Annotated in this window: 16 protein-coding genes; 7 read left to right on the top strand and 9 right to left on the bottom strand. The window is 35.3% G+C overall.

The features are described 5' to 3' along the window. Window positions 1-307: 307 nt before the first annotated feature. The 8 genes from sucD to F1003_RS01555 all read right to left on the bottom strand — a co-directional run bounded on the left by sucD (window position 308) and on the right by F1003_RS01555 (window position 7,839). Window positions 308-1,180 carry a succinate--CoA ligase subunit alpha gene (sucD, locus tag F1003_RS01590; RefSeq protein WP_155087448.1) on the bottom strand — a complete coding sequence of 291 codons (873 nt, stop codon included), beginning with the start codon at window positions 1,178-1,180 and terminating at the stop codon, window positions 308-310. Between the two features lie 78 nt (window positions 1,181-1,258). After that, the gene (locus F1003_RS01585; RefSeq protein WP_155087447.1) at window positions 1,259-1,669 is read right to left on the bottom strand and encodes a nuclear transport factor 2 family protein; all 411 of its coding nucleotides are present in this window, start codon (window positions 1,667-1,669) and stop codon (window positions 1,259-1,261) included. Further along, complete coding sequence (locus tag F1003_RS01580; RefSeq protein ID WP_155087446.1) at window positions 1,670-2,605, bottom strand: UDP-3-O-(3-hydroxymyristoyl)glucosamine N-acyltransferase; 936 nt, start codon at window positions 2,603-2,605, stop codon at window positions 1,670-1,672. A gap of 37 nt (window positions 2,606-2,642) precedes the next feature. Continuing rightward, a complete protein-coding gene (gene efp / locus F1003_RS01575) occupies window positions 2,643-3,209 on the bottom strand; it encodes an elongation factor P (RefSeq protein WP_155087445.1) in 567 nt (188 codons plus the stop codon). A gap of 49 nt (window positions 3,210-3,258) precedes the next feature. Further along, window positions 3,259-4,044 carry an acyl-ACP--UDP-N-acetylglucosamine O-acyltransferase gene (lpxA, locus tag F1003_RS01570; RefSeq protein WP_155087444.1) on the bottom strand — a complete coding sequence of 262 codons (786 nt, stop codon included), beginning with the start codon at window positions 4,042-4,044 and terminating at the stop codon, window positions 3,259-3,261. Between the two features lie 2 nt (window positions 4,045-4,046). Next, complete coding sequence (locus F1003_RS01565; protein WP_155087443.1) at window positions 4,047-5,453, bottom strand: bifunctional UDP-3-O-[3-hydroxymyristoyl] N-acetylglucosamine deacetylase/3-hydroxyacyl-ACP dehydratase; 1,407 nt, start codon at window positions 5,451-5,453, stop codon at window positions 4,047-4,049. Next, window positions 5,440-6,468: a UDP-3-O-(3-hydroxymyristoyl)glucosamine N-acyltransferase gene (gene lpxD, locus F1003_RS01560; protein WP_155087442.1), complete on the bottom strand. Its 1,029-nt coding sequence runs from the start codon at window positions 6,466-6,468 to the stop codon at window positions 5,440-5,442. The genes F1003_RS01565 and lpxD overlap by 14 nt, the downstream gene beginning before the upstream one ends. Before the next feature lie 141 nt (window positions 6,469-6,609). Next, window positions 6,610-7,839, bottom strand: coding sequence for an HD domain-containing protein (locus F1003_RS01555; protein WP_202913871.1), 1,230 nt, complete (start codon window positions 7,837-7,839; stop codon window positions 6,610-6,612). A 34-nt stretch (window positions 7,840-7,873) separates the two neighbouring features. Here F1003_RS01555 and porX point away from each other — a divergent pair, with 34 nt between their 5' ends. From porX to F1003_RS01520, 7 genes are all read left to right on the top strand, one after another. Then, window positions 7,874-9,427: a T9SS response regulator signal transducer PorX gene (porX, locus tag F1003_RS01550; RefSeq protein ID WP_155087441.1), complete on the top strand. Its 1,554-nt coding sequence runs from the start codon at window positions 7,874-7,876 to the stop codon at window positions 9,425-9,427. Window positions 9,428-9,524: 97 nt separating this feature from the next. Further along, a complete protein-coding gene (gene tsaE, locus F1003_RS01545; RefSeq protein WP_273290343.1) occupies window positions 9,525-9,995 on the top strand; it encodes a tRNA (adenosine(37)-N6)-threonylcarbamoyltransferase complex ATPase subunit type 1 TsaE in 471 nt (156 codons plus the stop codon). Window positions 9,996-10,232: 237 nt separating this feature from the next. After that, window positions 10,233-10,787: a hypothetical protein gene (locus F1003_RS01540; RefSeq protein WP_235898260.1), complete on the top strand. Its 555-nt coding sequence runs from the start codon at window positions 10,233-10,235 to the stop codon at window positions 10,785-10,787. A 115-nt stretch (window positions 10,788-10,902) separates the two neighbouring features. After that, the gene (locus tag F1003_RS01535) at window positions 10,903-12,102 is read left to right on the top strand and encodes an alanine dehydrogenase (protein WP_155087440.1); all 1,200 of its coding nucleotides are present in this window, start codon (window positions 10,903-10,905) and stop codon (window positions 12,100-12,102) included. 12 nt (window positions 12,103-12,114) lie between these two features. Further along, complete coding sequence (locus tag F1003_RS01530) at window positions 12,115-12,492, top strand: hypothetical protein (protein ID WP_155087439.1); 378 nt, start codon at window positions 12,115-12,117, stop codon at window positions 12,490-12,492. Between the two features lie 85 nt (window positions 12,493-12,577). Next, window positions 12,578-13,600, top strand: coding sequence for an NAD-dependent epimerase (locus tag F1003_RS01525; protein ID WP_155087438.1), 1,023 nt, complete (start codon window positions 12,578-12,580; stop codon window positions 13,598-13,600). Window positions 13,601-13,755: 155 nt separating this feature from the next. Then, a complete protein-coding gene (locus F1003_RS01520; protein ID WP_155087437.1) occupies window positions 13,756-15,135 on the top strand; it encodes a nucleotide sugar dehydrogenase in 1,380 nt (459 codons plus the stop codon). A 95-nt stretch (window positions 15,136-15,230) separates the two neighbouring features. On the opposite strand, the gene F1003_RS01515 is transcribed toward F1003_RS01520, so the two are convergent. Beyond that, on the bottom strand, window positions 15,231-19,514 hold the full coding sequence (locus F1003_RS01515; protein WP_155087436.1) for a T9SS type A sorting domain-containing protein: 4,284 nt from the start codon (window positions 19,512-19,514) through the stop codon (window positions 15,231-15,233). Between the last annotated feature and the right edge of the window lie 160 nt (window positions 19,515-19,674).

Here is a 19,674-nt window from a genome sequence, read left to right as displayed (position 1 = left end):
TTTGGTTAGAGTCTGTCACATTGAGCGTAGTCGAGATGTTTTAAAATTATATTTAAATAGGTTTCGACTGCGCTCAACCTGACATTGGATTTTCTTTTAATAATCTATATTCAAATATACCAAATACAAGTTGCAAGAAATAAAAAAACCTCACAAGATTTTGTAAGGTTTTTAACAGTTTTCTGAGATATTTAAACTTATATTTAAAACTCAACTATTGTCATGCTGAACTAGTTTCAGCATCTATTACCCTAATTGTAATTAGACTCTGAATCAAGTTCAGAGTGACAACAAATATATAATATTGTTAGCCCAATACTTCGGCAACTTTCTTTCCTATTTCAGCAGGTGAATCTACAACATGAATTCCACATTCTCTCATAATTTTCTTTTTAGCCTGTGCTGTATCATCACTTCCACCAACGATTGCACCAGCGTGTCCCATTGTACGACCAGCAGGAGCCGTTTCACCAGCGATGAATCCTACGATAGGCTTTTTACTTCCACTTTCCTTATACCAGTTTGCAGCATCAGCCTCTAACTGACCACCAATCTCACCGATCATAACCACAGCTTCAGTTTCAGAATCATTAATTAATAATTCTACCGCTTCTTTAGTTGTAGTTCCGATGATTGGGTCACCACCAATACCAATCGCTGTTGTAATCCCTAAGCCTTGCTTTACTACTTGATCAGCAGCTTCATAAGTTAAGGTACCGGATTTAGATACAATACCAACTTTACCCTGCTTAAACACAAAGCCTGGCATAATACCAACTTTAGCTTCACCTGGTGTAATAACACCTGGGCAGTTAGGCCCTACCAAACGGCAGTCCCTGCCTTTTATATAATCAGCAGCTTTAATCATGTCTGCAACAGGAATTCCTTCAGTAATAGTAATTATCACTTTGATTCCAGCATCAGCAGCTTCCATAATAGCATCTGCAGCAAATGCAGGTGGAACGAAAATAATCGTAGTGTCAGCACCAACTTTTTCTACAGCCTCTGCAACTGTATTAAATACGGGTTTGTCTAAATGGGTTTGCCCACCTTTTCCTGGTGTTACACCACCAACAACATTAGTACCATATTCAATCATTTGTTCGGCATGGAATGTACCTTCACTTCCTGTAAATCCTTGTACAATGATTTTAGAATTCTTGTTAACTAAAACGCTCATTAGATATTATTGTTTAAAGTTTTGAGTATTATTTGTTGTGCAAAAATAAGAGTTTTGATATTTAAACTCGTGCACTTTCTATATTTTTCTTTCTGAATAGGAAGCCATACTTTGAGCATTATCCTCATTTGCTAACTGGCTTATTTCGTAGGCTCTAAAAAGTTTTCCGTCCTTAATTTCCCAAATTGTTGAAAAGCGCGCTAATACAATTTCAGTATCAGGGTTTTCAATAGTATGGGCAAATAAGGTGTGTCTTGTAACTACTGTTGATTCTATTTCTAATACATGCGTAAATTCAAATCGAATACTGTTATAAGATTGTCTTGTACCTTCAAAAAAATCTAAAAGATCATCATATTTTAGCAGCATAAATCCTTGACTGCTGCTCCAATGCAGTTCACATTCTTTGTGAAAAAATTTTGGAACAACGCTTGAATCGTTTGCCAAATCTGAATTGTAAAATGCTAAAACAGTCTCTTTTGGTGACATTTATAAATCTTTTAATTTTTTAAGTATCTCTGGAATTTTTCTTATTGAGGCAATCTCTTTGTATTTTGATCTAAAGTCATCAGCAGGGATACCAAAATAACTTTTGTTACCTTCTAATGATTTGCTCACACCTGCCTTGGCAGATATAACCGCCTTTTTGCCGATAGTCACACCACTTGTTATCCCTACTTGTCCCCAAATCGTTACTTCGTCTTCAATAATTGTACATCCAGCAATCCCAACTTGAGAAGCAATTAGACATTTTTCACCAATTACTGTATCGTGTCCAATCTGTACTTGGTTATCAATTTTTGCTCCTTTTTTTATAGTTGTATCACCTGTTACACCTCTATCTATGGTGCATGCTGCACCAATATCTACATTATCCTCGATAATAACACGGCCACCAGATTTTAACTGATCATAACCTTCTGGTCTGTTTTTGTAATAAAATGCACTTGCTCCCAAAACGGTTCCTGCATGAATTGTAACATTATTTCCTATGACGGTATCATCATAGATACTGACGTTAGAATGAATAACACAGTTCTTACCAATTACAACGTTATTACCAATAAAACAGTTGGGTTGAATCACAGTGCCCTCACCAATTATTGCATCTGATGCAACAGCTATATTTGATGATTTAAAAGGTTTGAAATGTTCTGTTAATTTGTTGAAATCTCGGAAAGGGTCATCGGAAATTAAAAGCGCTTTTCCTTCTGGGCAATCTACTTCTTTATTTATTAAAACTATAGTTGCTGCAGACTCAAGAGCTTTATCATAATATTTTGGGTGATCTACAAAAACAATATCTCCAGGTTCAACAACGTGAATCTCATTCATACCCAAAACAGGAAAATCATCAGCACCAACATAGCTCGTGGAGATGAGATTTGCTATTTCTTTTAAGGTGTGTTGTTTTGGAAATTTCATAATAAAATGCTCATTTAGAGAGCCTCAATGACCATTATTATTCCTTTATACGCTCTTTGTAAGTGCCTTTTTCAGTTTCTATCTTAATCTTGTCTCCTTCATTGATAAACAATGGCACATTTACTTCAGCACCAGTTTCAACCTTTGCAGGTTTAGTGGCATTTGTAGCCGTATTACCTTTAACGCCAGGTTCAGTATGGGTTACTTCCAAAATTACCGTTGCTGGCATTTCTACAGACAAAGGCATGTTGTCTTCCGTGTTAATTTGAATGGTAACTATTTCTCCTTCTTTCATTAAGTCTGGTCGATCTAAAGCAGACTCCAGTAATCGGATTTGTGTGTAATCAGCTTCGTTCATAAAATGATAGAATTCTCCGTCAGTATACAAATACTGAAACTTATGCGTTTCTACCCTTACATCATCAATCTTATGTCCTGCCGAAAAGGTATTGTCTAATACTTTCCCTGTTGTAACACTTTTTAATTTTGTTCTTACAAACGCTGGCCCTTTGCCTGGTTTTACATGAAGAAATTCTATGATTTTATAAATATCGTTGTTATATCTAATGCATAATCCATTTCTGATATCTGATGTACTTGCCATAATGTTGTTTAGTCGTTCCCTCCGCAGCTGAAGCTTTGGAAGATTAAAATTAATTTGATTTAAAGTAGCCTTTCATAATTCCTCTGTGCGAATTCTTAATAAATTGAAGAATTTCATCACGCTCCGGTGTGGCTTCCATTTCGGCTTCAATAATTTCTGAAGCCTGTGTATTGTTATAATTTTTTTGATATAGTATTCTGAATATATTCTGTATTTCCCTTATTTTTTCAGTAGTGAACCCTCTTCGCCGCAAGCCAACAGAGTTAATACCTACGTAGGATAATGGTTCTCTTGCAGCTTTTACAAAAGGTGGCACATCTTTACGTACCAAAGAACCGCCAGTTACAAAGGCATGGTTTCCTATTGAACAAAATTGGTGTACAGCAGTCATACCTGCCAAAACCACATAATCACCTACAGTAATATGTCCTGCTAACGTACTGTTATTTGAAAAAATACAATTATCGCCAACAATACAGTCGTGAGCAATATGGCAGTAGGCCATGATTAGACAGTTGTTGCCAATAACAGTTTTCATTTTATCCGTTGTACCTCTGTTTATGGTAACACATTCTCTGATAGTAACGTTGTCTCCTATTTCTACCGTAGTATCCTCATCATTATATTTTAAATCCTGTGGTACTGCTGAGATCACTGATCCAGGAAAGATATTACAATTTTTACCTATACGCGCACCTTCCATAATGGTAACGTTGCTTCCTATCCATGTACCTTCTCCAATTATTACATTGTTGTGAATTGTAGTAAAAGGCTCTATTACGACATTCTTAGCAATTTTTGCTCCAGGATGTACGTATGCTAGTGGTTGGTTCATTTTTACTTAACTTTTGAAATTTGAGCCATCAATTCGGCTTCTGCACACAATTTACCATTGGCATAAGCATAACCTTGCATATGACATATACCTCTTCTTATTGGTGTGATTAATGAGCATTTAAATATTAAGGTATCACCAGGAACAACTTTTTGCTTAAACTTAACGTTGTCCATTTTCATGAAAAAGGTTAAGTAATTTTCTGGGTCTGGCACTGTGCTAAGTACAAGAATACCTCCTGTTTGTGCCATCGCCTCAATAATTAAAACGCCTGGCATTACTGGTGCTCCTGGAAAATGTCCCTTGAAAAATTCTTCGTTCATGGTGACATTTTTTAATCCTATTACGTGATTATCAGTCAACTCATAAACTTTATCCAATAATAAAAACGGCTGTCTGTGCGGCAACATATTCATAATTTGATTCACGTCCATTAAAGGAGGTGAATTCAAATCTACTTGAGGTACGTTGTTACGTCTTTCGTTCTTAATAATCTTTGACATTTTCTTTGCAAACTGAGTATTGACAAAATGCCCAGGTTTATTTGCAATGACCTTACCTCTAATACGTGTGCCTATTAGTGCCAAATCGCCAACAACATCCAATAGTTTATGACGCGCAGCTTCATTAGGATGGTGCAAGGTTAAATTGTCTAAAATACCGTTTGGTTTAACAGCAATATTATCTTTATTAAACGCTACTCTTAGCTTTTCCATGGTTTCTGGAGATAACTCCTTATCCACATATACAATGGCATTATTAAGATCACCACCTTTTATTAAACCGTTTTCGAGAAGCATTTCAATTTCGTGCAAAAAACTAAATGTTCTAGCTTCTGCAATTTCTTCTTTAAAGTCTGATACCGAATTCATCGTAGCATTCTGAGTACCCAATACTTTGGTTCCAAAATCTACCATAGTTGTAACTTGGTAAGAGTTTGAAGGCATTAGGATAATTTCGCTCCCAGAGTTTTCATCGGTATAGGAAATCACTTCCTTAACAACATATTCTTCCCTTACAGCATCTTGCTCAACAATTCCGGCTTTCTCTAGTGCTTCTACAAAAAACTTTGAAGATCCATCCATGATTGGTGGCTCTGAGGCATTTAGTTCTATAATAGCATTGTCAATATCTTGACCTACTAGAGCCGCAAGGACATGCTCGCATGTTTGAATAGTTACACCGTTTTTCTCTAAACATGTACCACGTTGCGTATTTGTAACATAATTAGCATCGGCTTCAATTTTAGGGTTACCTTCTAGGTCTACACGTTCAAATAGGAAACCTGTGTTTTCTGCTCCTGGTTTAAAAACCAATGTTACATCAGCGCCTGTATGAAGTCCTACTCCTTTTAGAGTAACTTCTTTTTCAATGGTCTTTTGCTTTGTTTCAGTTTTAATTATAGCCATCTACTTTCTTTTCAATCTCATTTATATTTTTAACAATCTTAGGTAGGTTTTTAAAGTACACATAAGACTTATTATAATCACCATAAGTCAATGCAGGTGAGCCCTGTAGTACTTCATTGTCCTTAACATGTCTCCCTATCCCAGACTGTGCTTGTATCTTAACATTATTACCAATAGTAATATGACCAACAATACCTACTTGCCCACCAATTTGGCAGTTTTCACCAATTTTGGTAGAACCAGCAATACCTGTCTGGGCAGCAATAACCGTATTTTTTCCAATTTCTACATTATGGGCAATCTGTATCTGGTTATCTAATTTTACACCTCGTCTAATAACAGTTGAGCCCAAAGTTGCTCTATCTATTGTAGTGCCTGCACCAATATCTACAAAATCCTCTAAAATTACATTACCAATTTGTGGTACTTTAGAATACTCTCCTTTTTCATTTGGTGCAAAACCAAAACCGTCTGCTCCAATAATGGCACCAGAATTAATGACACAGTTATTACCAATTACGCAATCGGAATAAATCTTACCACCAGAAAACACTATAGTATTATCGCCAATACTTACATTATCGCCTACATAAGAATTTGGGAAAATCTTTACATTATCACCAATCTTCACATTATCACCTATGTAGGTGAATGCACCTATGTATATATCATTTCCTATTTTAGCAGAATCTGAAACAAAACTTGGTTGCTCCACTCCAGATTTATTGAGTTTAATCTGGTTATAATATTCTAGCAACTTAGTAAATGCACCATAAGCATCTTCTACCTTAATTAAGGTAGTACTTAATTCTTCCTCTGGTTCAAAATCTGAATTAACAATTGTAATAGACGCTTGGGTCGTATAGATATAAGATTTATACTTTGGATTTGCTAAAAAAGTCAATGAACCCTTAATTCCCTCTTCAATCTTGGCAAGTTTAGAAACTTCTATATTAGGATCACCTATAACTGTACCTTCTAAAATGCCTGCGATTTGTTCTGCTGTGAATTTCATGTGTTTAAATCTATTGTTTTTCAACGGTCACATGGAACATTCCACATTATTGTTAGCATTAATAATATTTTCTAAATACAAATGTTTCAACTAATTGGGTTTAAGGTTATGGTTGCTATCCGCAAAAATAGAAAAAATACATCACATTTTCTTCTTAGGATAACACATATAATATTTAGTCACAGGTTTACTCAAAGCTTTTAGGTTTAATTGGTCAGAAGCTTTTACAATATCCTTTATTTTCCCAGACTTTAGCAAAATATTGATATGCTGTTTTTTATTCTGATAAGCAATATTGGTAATCTCGCCACTAAACACAAAATAATCTGCCTGAACTTTTGATATATTATACTTCTCCATAAGCGCGTTTGAATGGGCAATAAGATCTGAAGTTTTAATTGGGTTCTTCTTTATTTTAATCTTAAGCAAATCTCTATTTATAATCATTTCGCACAAATTTCTAAGCACAAAATCCTCATGGTATTGCCACTCTTTCATGGCAGCAACGATGTCATAATCATCTAGTTTAGCGAAAACATCTAGAGTTTCAGATTTAAAACTCTTAAAGTTTATTTCAGAGCTTAGAAAATAGAATAATGGGTCGCTACAGTTTAGCCTAACTCCTTCTTGAACCAATTCCTTGGCACGTTTTAAAATTCGAGTGAGTAATTGCTCCGCAACTAAGCCTGTTTTATGTAGATAAACTTGCCAGTACATAAAACGTCTTGCCACAAGAAATTTCTCGACACTATAGATTCCTTTTTCTTCTACAACCAATTGATCTTCAACCACATTGAGCATGGTAATTAAACGCTCACTATTAATGTTACCTTCAGCAACACCAGTATAGAAACTATCGCGTTTTAAATAATCTGCCCTATCCATATCCAATTGGCTAGAGATAAGCTCACACATAAATTTTCTTGGGTACTCACCCTTAAAGATTGAAATGGCTAACGTTAAACTTCCGTTAAACTCTTTATTGAGTTCTTCCATAAAACGCAACGAAATTTCTTCATGAGAAATGTCATTTACAAGACTATGTTCCATGGCATGTGAAAATGGACCATGACCAATATCATGCAACAAAATGGCAATTAACAAACCGTTTTCTTCATCTTTAGAAATCGTAACTTCCTTAAAACGAAGCACATTGATAGCTTTTTGCATTAAGTGCATACTTCCCAGTGCATGGTGAAAACGTGTGTGGTGCGCACCTGGATATACCAAATAAGACAAGCCCATTTGCGTAATTCTACGTAGCCTTTGAAAATATTTATGCTGAATAAGGTCGAAAATTAACGAATTTGGAATGGTAATAAATCCGTAAATTGGATCGTTAAAGATTTTAAGTTTATTATTAGACTTCAAACTGAAAAATTCACTAATTAGAAAACAAATATACATGAACAACATAAATATTCTCTGGGTTGACGATGAAATTGATTTATTAAAACCACATATTCTCTTTTTAGAACAGAAACAATACAAGGTAACTCCCTGCCAAAGCGGTACTGAAGCACTAGAGATTATCAATGACACTAACTTTGATATCGTGTTCTTGGACGAAAATATGCCAGGCCTTACAGGTCTTGAAACATTAAATGAAATTAAAGAACGTCGTGCCAACCTGCCAGTAGTGATGATTACCAAAAGTGAAGAGGAATATATTATGGAGGAAGCTATTGGTAACAAGATTGCCGATTACTTGATAAAACCTGTAAACCCTAATCAGATTTTATTGAGCTTGAAAAAGAATCTGGACCACTCACGTTTGGTTTCAGAAAAAACCACTTCTAACTATCAACAGGAATTTAGAAAAATTGCCATGGATTTATCTATGGTAAATTCTTATGAAGAATGGGCGGATTTGTATCATAAGCTTATTTATTGGGAACTTCAACTAGAAGATATCGAAGATGTTGGCATGACCGACATTCTGGAGTCCCAAAAAACAGAAGCCAATTTACAGTTTGGAAAATTTATAGAGAAAAATTATCAAGACTGGTTTCAACCCAATGCAGATGCACCAGTAATGTCGCATACCTTGTTTAAAGATAAAGTAGTGCCGGAACTCAGTGATAAGCAACCAACACTTTTAGTGGTAATAGATAATTTGCGTTATGATCAATGGAAAGCTTTTGAGCCGACTGTAAATAATTATTATAAAAAGGCTTCAGAGTTATCCTTCTACAGTATTCTACCAACAGCAACACAATATGCTCGAAATGCTATATTCTCTGGCTTGATGCCTGCAGATATGGAAAAACTATTTCCTAAATATTGGAAAAACGATACGGATGAAGGCGGTAAAAATATGCATGAAGATGATTTTCTAAGAGAACAGTTAAAGCGCTTGGGACTCAACCATATTAAATATGAGTATCATAAAATTACCAATCTTAAATCTGGCAAAAGATTAGTTGAGAATTTTAAAACCTTAAAAGATAACGACTTAAATGTTATTGTCTATAATTTTGTGGATATGCTCTCCCACTCCAAAACCGAAATGGAGGTGGTTAAAGAATTAGCTTCAAATGATAAGGCCTATAGATCCTTAACCCAAAGTTGGTTTAAGAATTCACCCTTATTGGAAATGATTCAACTATCACAGCAACTCGGTTTTAAATTGATATTGACCACAGACCATGGCACCATAAATGTAAAAGCACCATCTAAAGTTATAGGTGATAGAGATACGAGTTTAAATTTGCGCTATAAAACAGGGCGAAGCCTAACCTACCAAGATAAAGATGTTTTGGCAGTAAAAGATCCAAAGTCTGTGCATTTACCAGCACTAACTATGAGTAGCTCTTTCATTTTTGCAAAAGGAGACTTGTTTTTGGCTTATCCTAATAACTTTAATCACTACGTAAGCTATTACAGAAACACCTATCAGCATGGTGGTGTTTCCTTAGAGGAAATGATTATTCCTTTTGTGGTTATGGATCCGAAATAAATCCGTTAAAGGCACAAAAATCCGACGAAATGCACTTTTTCCTAGGATTTCCAATTTTTTATTGCTAACATTGTAGTCTATAATATAATAGATTGTAGTGAATACCATTGAGCTTACATACCATTTAAAGGATATAGATGCCATTGCCGCTAGTATCTTGGAACATTTAAAATCCAAGACCATCTTGTTTGATGGTACAATGGGTTCTGGTAAGACTACGTTTATTAATGCCATGCTAAAAGCTATGGATAGTGATGATGTAGCCACAAGCCCTACATTTTCTATTGTAAATGAATACAGCATACCAAATGATAAAGTTTATCATTTTGATTTTTACAGAATAGAATCTTTGGACGAAGCTTATAATTTTGGTATTGAAGACTATTTAGCTAGTGACCATTGGTTGTTTTTAGAATGGCCAGAGCGTATTGAAGAATTATTACCAGAAGATGCTCAAAACATTACTATAACTAGTATAGACGATAATATTAGATCCCTCAAATTAACTATAGATAATAAACTTTTAACCGAACATAATGCTATGACAGAAACAGAAATTTTAGACTAAAATTTCACCTACATTCTACCGAAAGAGTATTACAGTTACGGGAAAACCGTAACTAAAAACTCAAGATTTATTGGATTTTAACATAATTTGATTTTTGCAGGCGATGTGTGCACTATACATTTGTAGTATTAATTAATTAAATCCCTTAAATTATGAAAGCTAAAAAACTAGTACTAGCAATTGCGATCTTCGGAGGAATGTTATTTACTGTACAGGCAACTAACATTATTGACTTAGATGGACAGACTACAACACAAGTTGACAAAAGAAAACTTAAAGTTCCGCCACACGGATAAAAAATCTTATAATAAAAAGATTCTTATAGGGAGTATTGTTGCATCTTTTGTTGCAGCGACTCCCTTTTTGTTTTATCTATATGAATATGTTCCAGACACAACCAACTGGGATACGATTTTTGGAACCTATGTTAGTATGGAATATGGAAGCGCTAACGTAGCCATGTGGGTATTTGCCATGAAAGTAATACCTTTATTATTATCACTTATTTGGTTCTTTACTTGCAGACATTGGTGGTATCATGCGTTATTAGTACCAATTGCAATGTTTTCTTTCCAGTGTATTAGTGCTTTAAATAATGACACTAGATATATGGATGAATTTGATATTGTCTGGCTTCTTCCATTAATGGCGATAATTTTTCCTTCAATTTATTTAATTAGGGCTAAAATGTTTAATAAAATAAACGATGCTGATAAGACTATGGAAGAACTTGAGGAAGAGTTTATGATCAAACCTAAAGGTATTTGGGACAAAGTGAAACAATATTTTTAAACCACCTTATTTTATACATTAAGATATTATTCGTAATTTGAAGTTAGATTAATTTGTTACTGAGCTTGATGGTGTTTTTACTATCTTGCAATAACTATATCAATTAACTGACTTAATGAGTAAATCTCTATCGCCATTTACCAAAGCCCAACTATTACCGCAAGAAGAAACTCTAGAGATTCTTAAACAAAAAGGTGAACTCTTTATTGGTATCCCAAAGGAAACCCATTTTCAAGAAAAACGTGTATGCCTAACACCAGATGCTGTGTCGGCATTGACCGCCAATGGACACAGAGTGCTATTTGAGTCTGGCGCAGGTAAAGGAGCCAATTTTAAGGACAAAGATTATAGCGAAGCAGGTGCTGAAGTCACCAAGGATAAAGCAAAGGTGTACTCCTGCCCGATTATTCTTAAGGTTGAACCACCTTCATTGGATGAGATATCACTTATCAATCCACAAACGATATTAATTTCTGCTCTCCAGATAAAAACACAAGACAAAACTTATTTTGAAGCTTTGGCAAAAAAGCGCATTACCGCATTGGCTTTTGAGTATATAAAGGATGAAGATGGCGCCTATCCAGCAGTACGCTCTCTAAGTGAAATTGCAGGTACAGCCTCTATTTTAATAGCTTCTGAGTTACTCTCTAATGTTAATGGTGGTAACGGATTAATGATGGGCAACATCAATGGTGTACCTCCCACAGAAGTTTTAATCCTAGGTGCAGGAACTGTAGGTGAATTTGCAGCGCGCTCTGCCATTGGCCTTGGTGCCAATGTAAAAGTGTTTGATAGTTCCATCACAAAACTCAGATGTATTCAGAATAACTTAGGAAGAACGGTTTATACCTCAACCATGCAGCCTAAAAATTTAGTGAAAGCTTTAAAACGCTGCGATGTAGCTATTGGTGCTGTAAGAGGAAACAATAGAGCTCCGATTGTGGTTTCCGAAGATATGGTGAACCATATGAAGCGTGGCTCGGTAATTATAGACGTTAGTATAGATATGGGTGGTTGTTTTGAAACCAGTGAAGTTACTACTCACGATCATCCAACTTTTGATTATAACGGAGTAACACATTATTGTGTTCCCAATATTCCGGCTAGATACTCTAGAACCGCTTCTGTTTCCATCAGTAATATTTTTACACCTTACCTATTGGAAATTGGCGAACATGGTGGTATAGAAAATGCATTGCGTTTTGATAGAGGATTAAAAAATGGGTTGTATTTTTACCACGGCATTTTAACTAACAAATCCGTTGCAGAATGGTTTGGTTTAGATTATAATGATGCCAACCTATTGATCTTTTAATTACCTCTGAATATGAAATTTATACATCGCTTAGGGTATTACCTTGGCGGCTTTGCTATAGGCCTTATTATATTAATGTTTTTTCTAAACGGAAAAGATGCCTCTTGTGATTATGGGCCAAATGCGAGAACAGTTAAGAATATAAGCTCTAAGCCTATGTCTTATTCAAACGAAGCCTCAAGTTTTATAGATGAAAATTCTTTAGACTCTATTACTGTAGTTAATTTAATTAAATACGGTAGTGTGGATTTTTCAAAAAGTAAGACAAAATTAGACTCTTGTAAGGTTTACCATATCGATAATAGTTATAAAGAGCAAGATTTAGAACTGACTGTGCAAAACTGTGATTCCCTCGCCAAAATTCTAAAAATCAATTACCTTAACGATTAATCTGTGATTTTATGGGTGAAAATTTAGAGGCTTCGCGTAAAATCCACATCTTTGATGTCAAAATTATATTAGCAAATTCTAAAATATGAAAGTATTAGTAACTGGAGCTGCCGGTTTTATTGGTTTTTTCACTTCCAAAGTACTGTTAGAGAAAGGTCATGAGGTTGTTGGATTGGATAACATCAACGATTATTATGATGTTAATTTAAAGTTTTCCAGATTAAAGGAATTAGGTATAGATAGAGATGATGCTGAAGAATTTAATAACATTTGTAAAAGTAGTACCAATTCTAATTTCACTTTTGTTAGAATGAATTTAGAAGATCGAGAAGCGCTACCAAATTTATTTAATAATGAAAAGTTTGATATCGTTTGTAACCTGGCCGCACAAGCTGGAGTAAGATATAGTCTAGAAAATCCTGAAACTTATATTGATTCTAACCTTGTTGGTTTTTTAAATATACTCGAATGTTGCAGGCATAATGATATTAAGCACTTAGTATATGCCAGTAGCTCTAGTGTTTATGGCCTTAATAAGAAAATACCGTTTTCTACAGATGATAATGTAGACCATCCTATTAGCTTATATGCAGCTACAAAAAAGAGCAATGAATTAATGGGACATACTTATAGCCACTTGTTCAACATTCCAACAACTGGTTTACGATTCTTTACGGTTTATGGACCTTGGGGAAGACCCGATATGGCTATGTTCTTATTTACAGATGCTATTGTAAATGACAGACCCATAAAGGTATTTAACCATGGTAAAATGGAACGTGATTTTACCTATATAGATGACATTGTAGAAGGTGTAGTTAGAATCATTGAAAAGCCAGTAACGGAAAGAGTCAATAATAATGAACTTTACAAGGTTTACAACATAGGTAATAATAACTCTGTAAAGCTTTTGGATTTTATTAAGGAAATTGAAGTCAATTTAGATAAGACTGCCGAAAAAAATATGTTACCTATACAACCTGGAGATGTTGAACGCACCTGGGCAGATGTAGATCAGTTGATTGAGGACTATGATTACAGACCTAACACGTCCATAAAACAAGGTGTAAAATCTTTTGTTGATTGGTACAAAGGCTATTACAGTTAAGGTACATTATATCGATAGTTTCTGTTCGTTATAAATAAGAAGAGGTGTTTATCGTTAAAAAAGGTCGTTGGTATATTAATTTAGAAGAATTAAAATTCTTCCTACAAATTTGTCATCCTAAAAGGATTTAACCCAAGTCAAATAAACTTAAAACTATGAAGATAAATAAGATATGTTGCATTGGTGCCGGATATGTTGGTGGTCCAACAATGGCAGTAATTGCAAAGAAAAATCCTAATATACAGGTAACTATTGTTGATATTAATGAAGAGCGTATTGCCGCTTGGAATGATGAAGACGTATCAAAGTTACCTATCTACGAACCTGGACTTGCGGAAATCGTTGCCGAAACCAGAGGCAAGAATTTATTTTTCTCAACTGAAATCGATAAAGCCATTAAAGAGTCTGAAATGATTTTTATTTCAGTCAACACTCCAACAAAAACTTATGGTAAAGGAAAAGGCATGGCAGCCGATTTAAAATATGTGGAGCTTTGTGCAAGAAACATTGCTGAAGTTGCCACTACAGATAAGATTGTGGTTGAAAAGTCTACGTTACCTGTAAGAACTGCACAAGCGATAAAAAGTATCTTACACAATACTGGTAGCGACGTTAAGTTTGAAATTCTTTCTAACCCAGAATTCTTAGCAGAAGGTACTGCAATACAAGATTTATTACACCCAGATCGAGTGTTGATTGGTGGAGAATCAGAATCAGCTATAGAAAGTTTGGCCAACATATATGCAAGTTGGGTACCACAAGAGAAAATCTTAAGAACCAATGTTTGGTCTTCAGAATTATCAAAACTTACAGCCAATGCATTTTTAGCTCAGCGTATTTCTTCCATTAATGCAATCTCAGAATTATGCGAACATACTGAAGCTAACGTTAATGAAGTGGCAAGAGCTATAGGTATGGATTCTAGAATTGGTCCAAAGTTTTTAAATGCTTCAATTGGTTTTGGTGGGTCTTGTTTTCAAAAAGATATACTCAATCTTGTCTATATTGCTAGAAGTTATGGTTTAAACGCTGTAGCAGATTACTGGGAGCAGGTTATTATTTTAAACGATCATCAAAAAAGACGTTTTTCAGATAATTTAATCAGTACATTATACAATACCGTTTCAGGTAAAAAAATAGCAATGCTTGGTTGGGCTTTTAAGAAAGATACCAATGATACACGTGAGTCTGCCGCTATCTACGTTGCTGACCATCTTTTGAGTGAGCAGGCTAATATTGCGGTTTATGACCCTAAAGTGCCTTCTAAAAAGGTATATTCTGATTTAAATTATTTAGAAACCCGTTCGGAAGAAGAAAACAAAAATCTTGTGGCTACTTTCAGCGATCCTTATGAAGCTGTTAAAGATGCGCATGCCATTGCTATTATGACAGAATGGGACGAGTTTAAAACCTACGATTGGGAAAAGATTTATTCAAGTATGAAGAAACCAGCATTTATTTTTGATGGTAGAAACATCTTGGATAAGGCTGAAATGAACACCATTGGTTTTGAATATTCTTCAATAGGACAGTAAAGAAAACAGTATTAAAAAATAACGGCGCTAAAACCTCATTTCAATTATGAATTTAGCGCCGTTTCACTATAATAAAAACTAACTTTTATTTCTTTTTATCTTATTATCAATCTTTTTGTTATTTCCCTATCTATATCATTCATCTTAATAATATACATGCCTGGTCGCAACATGGTTACGTCTATTCTCGTTGTTGTTGACATACTCAAATTGTCATTTGAAATAATTTCTGAATGAATAAGCTTACCTGTAATATCATATAAATGAACTCTACTTAAAGCTACTGAGCCAGATAGTTTAACATTTACATAGTTTTTAGCTGGATTAGGAAACACATCAAAAGAAAAATTTTGAGGATCCTCAGGGACTTCTGTTTCGCCTCCTTCTTCATCACAATCATCATCAACAAAAACCATTACAGAGTCTTCGTCAAAATCTAAAGCATTAAATACCGTAACTGTATATTCTGTTGTAGTATTTGGTGACACCTGAATTGATTGTGTCGATTCACCAGTACTCCATTCGTACTCATCACCTCCCGTAGCTGTTAAGGTTACTGTTTCTCCTAAACAAATTTCTACATCCTCTCCAGCATCAGCTTCAACCTCAGGAATAACATTGACTACAACTTGTTTTTCGTCATAACAATCACCAATATATCCTCGTACTTCGTAAGTTGTTGTTTGTGATGGACTTACTGCAATATTTGGCTGTGTTGCACCATTGTTCCATTGATAGGTATTAGCACCTGTTGCTGATAGGGTAACAAAATCACCATTCATAATATTAACGCTATTACCATTTACAATTACAACATTTGGATTTGGATCTACAAAAACCGTTACGTCATCAGTATCTTCTTGAGAGCCTTCTGTAACTGTTACCGTGTAAGTAGTAGTTGACAATGGGCTTACAGTTATGCTTTGAGTAGTTTCTCCCGTACTCCATAAATAACTGTCACCTGTATTAGCTGTTAAAACAACTTCATAAGTGTCATTTTCACATACACGTCTGTCTTCACCAGCTGAAGCTTCAAAAAGCCCTTCAACGGTTACAGTTACCTGTGCTTCAGCAGAACATGTTCCTGTTGTCCCTGTAACTGTATAGGTAGTGGTTTGTGACGGACTTACGGTAATAGAACTTGAAACATCACCTGTATTCCATAAATATTCAGCTGCACCATTTGCAACTAATTCTATAGTCTCACCTTCAATAATAGTTATATCATTAGTAACCGTAAGGTTAGGTGTTTGGTTTACCGTTACCGTTACACTATCTGTATCAGTATAGCCATAAGCGTCTTCTACTGTTACTGTATAAGTTGTAGTAACAGTTGGGCTTACCGTTGGGTTAGCTCCTGTTCCTCCTGTATTCCAAGTATAGGTAACACCACCTGATGCATCTAATGTTACACTCTCTCCACTACAAATTACCATATCTTCACCTGCATCTGCAATCACTTCTGGTACAACTGTTACTGTAACCTCTACAGTAGTTGAACAACCATTTACACCAAGTGATGTCACTGAATATGTAGTAGTGGCAGTTGGAGTTACATTAATGAAAGGCGTTGTCTCTCCAGTACTCCAAGTATAATTATCTCCACCATTGGCTGTTAGTGTTGAAGATTCTCCTTCAACAATAACTATGTCATCACTAACAGTAATATCTGGTGCATTATTAACAAATACAGTAACATCATCCGTGCTTGTACAGTTATTGTTAGTAACCTCTACTGTATATGTAGTATCTGAAGTTGGGCTTACATCTATTGTAGCTGTAGTTTCACCTGTGCTCCATAAATATGTGGTTCCACCATTAGCTGTTAAAGTTGTTGTTTCACCTTCACAAATTGTTACATCTGCGCCTGCATCTGCAACAGGAACAGGATTGACAGTAACGGTAACACTATCTTCATCAATATTCCCTTCGTTATCAAAAACTGAAACTGTATATGTTGTAGTTACTAATGGATTTACAACTATTGTAGCCGTAGTTTCACCATTGTCCCATAAAAAGTTTGGTCCGCCAGATGCTGTTAATGTTGCTGCATCTCCATCGCAAATCTCTTGGTCTGGTCCTGCATTTGCAACTGGTAGCGTACTAAAATAGAACGTTAGGGCAAAATTATCAACCGCTACGACGTTACCAGAGGCACCATCCTGACTATAATAAGTTACTGTAAACGTATACGTGCCAGCTTCAACAACATAAGGTTCAAAATCAAAATCTACATGACCTCCAGGAAGACCAGCATATATTGGTCCACTTTCTACCCAGGTTCCGCTTGTAGGACCTGTCCAAACTACTTGTACACTTTCTACATCAGGGCTATCATCTCCTCCTTGAGGAATACTTCTAAAGTTTATTTCGTTAGATTCATTACCTAGATTAACATCAGTATCACCTACAATATTCTGAATCAATTGATCTGTTGTTGCATTGTAAAGTTCATAGGTTCCGTAAAATGTGTCAATAACTGTAATTGCTGAACTATCAGTCATACCTGAATCACTAGCAGTATAGGTTATAACTGCTTCTCCTTCACTTATTGCGGTTACAAGACCAGTATCGTCTACTGTTGCCACGGACTCATCACTACTAGTCCATGTCCCTAAAGTATCAGTGGTGTCTTCAGGCAATAGCTCTTTGGTTAATTGTACAGCTTCGCCTACATCTAAAGTGGCAGTTTCTGGTGTAACCGTTACAGATACCAACGGAATAACGATATTAGTTACCGTAATTATTGATTGATCTGTAAATCCTCCATCTGTGGATGTAAAAGTTATAGTAGCTATTCCTTCAGAAACTGAAGTTACTAAACCGTTAGAATCTACGGTTGCTATAGAAGGATCACTAGATTCCCAAGTACCATTTTGATTTGTAGTATTAACAGGCGTAAAACTCTTAGTTAATGTAAGCGTTTCAGGAACGTTTAAAGTTGCAGTTTCAGGTGCAATTGATACACTCTCTGCAGGTACATCAGGTATTTGTCCATTAGCTGTTTGGTTAAGATATTCTTCTAAATTCGTATAACCATCGCCATCAGTATCGTCGTTATTACTTGTACTTATATCGCCATATTCAGCTACTTCCCAAAAATCTGGCATACCATCATTGTCAGAATCTGGCAAAGGTGTACCATTATTTATGATAGGAAAGGTATTACTAACGTTATTATAAGTCTGAGTTAAATTATCTACATCACTTACAGCTCTAGCATCTTCAGAATCCCTTGTAGGCAAAGATGCACCTACATGATCCCTAAGGTTAGCCCAAACATCATTGGCATCCCATAAGGCTACATTTTCTGTCACTATTGGTGTTGGTGCTGGAGCATCCAATCTTTTGTATGCAGGTACAGGGTTATTAATGTTTACTAAACCATTATAGTGCTGAGCAGCAAGCCATTCATCTAATGTGTTATCTGGTCTGAGTGGTGTTATATTTCCACTCATCCATGCTTTTTCAACATTATCTGTTTTAAATACTAACCACTTTCTCGATACTCCTCCGCCAGCTTCCTGTAGCCCTCTATTATTTAAAAAGTTTCCATAAAAAACACCAGAATTAGGTTTATTAACATTAAAGCTAACGCAAGTTGAGTAGTCGTACATAATGTTATTCGCCAACTCAAAATAACAGTCATAATTTGCTGCACTATTAGTTGGAGTGGAAATTGCGGGATTTCTAGTTTTACTACTTATCCATGCATTTCTAAAAAATGAAAGTCTTGTTGGCCCGTCAGAAACCAATGTACCTTTATTATTGCCTCCATAGGCATTTGTTATCATGTTATATTGAATGGTAATATTTTGAGTTCCTACAGTATCACTATCTGTTGTGTAATCTGCGATTGCTAGGTTTTCATCGGAAGCCCAAGATAAAGAACAGTGATCTATAACAATATTATGTCCTTTTTGAATATATAGGCAATCTGAGTTTTGAGATGATACTTTTTCAGAAGAACGTCTAATCGTTATATAGCGCATTATAACTTCATCAGTATTTATACGCATTACGAATGCATTTGGAGTACCCTCCATACTTAATGTAATACCATCACCAACAGAATGCTGTCCTGCTATGGTTATGTAAGGATTATCTATACTTATGGTACTAGATAAATTAATTCTACCACCAACATCAAAAATTACGGTTCTTGGGCCACTGGCTTCGCAGGCAGCCCGAAAACTACCAGGACCGGAATCATTAAGGTTTGTTACTCTAATAACTTGTCCCCCTCTTCCACCAACAGTATATTTTCCATAGCCTTCAGCTCCTGGAAATGCGGGTATTTGAGCGGATAAATGTATTGAGGTTAAGCATAAAAAGGTAATACTAAGCAAGAGCCTAGTTAGATAGTTTGGGGTACTCATAACTATTTTTTAGTTTTCATTAAGGGCAGGCAATATATATAAATAAATTACGTAGCCAAGTTTAAATACGTTATTATTCGATATAAAGCAATGTTTTGTAGGTATTTTAATACAATCATAATCGCTTTCGTTAAAATATGACTTATATACGGTGAAATAC

The sequence above is a fragment of the Winogradskyella ouciana genome (assembly GCF_009709615.1).
Taxonomy (GTDB): domain Bacteria; phylum Bacteroidota; class Bacteroidia; order Flavobacteriales; family Flavobacteriaceae; genus Winogradskyella; species Winogradskyella ouciana.
This window is presented reverse-complemented; position numbering and strand designations above follow the sequence as displayed.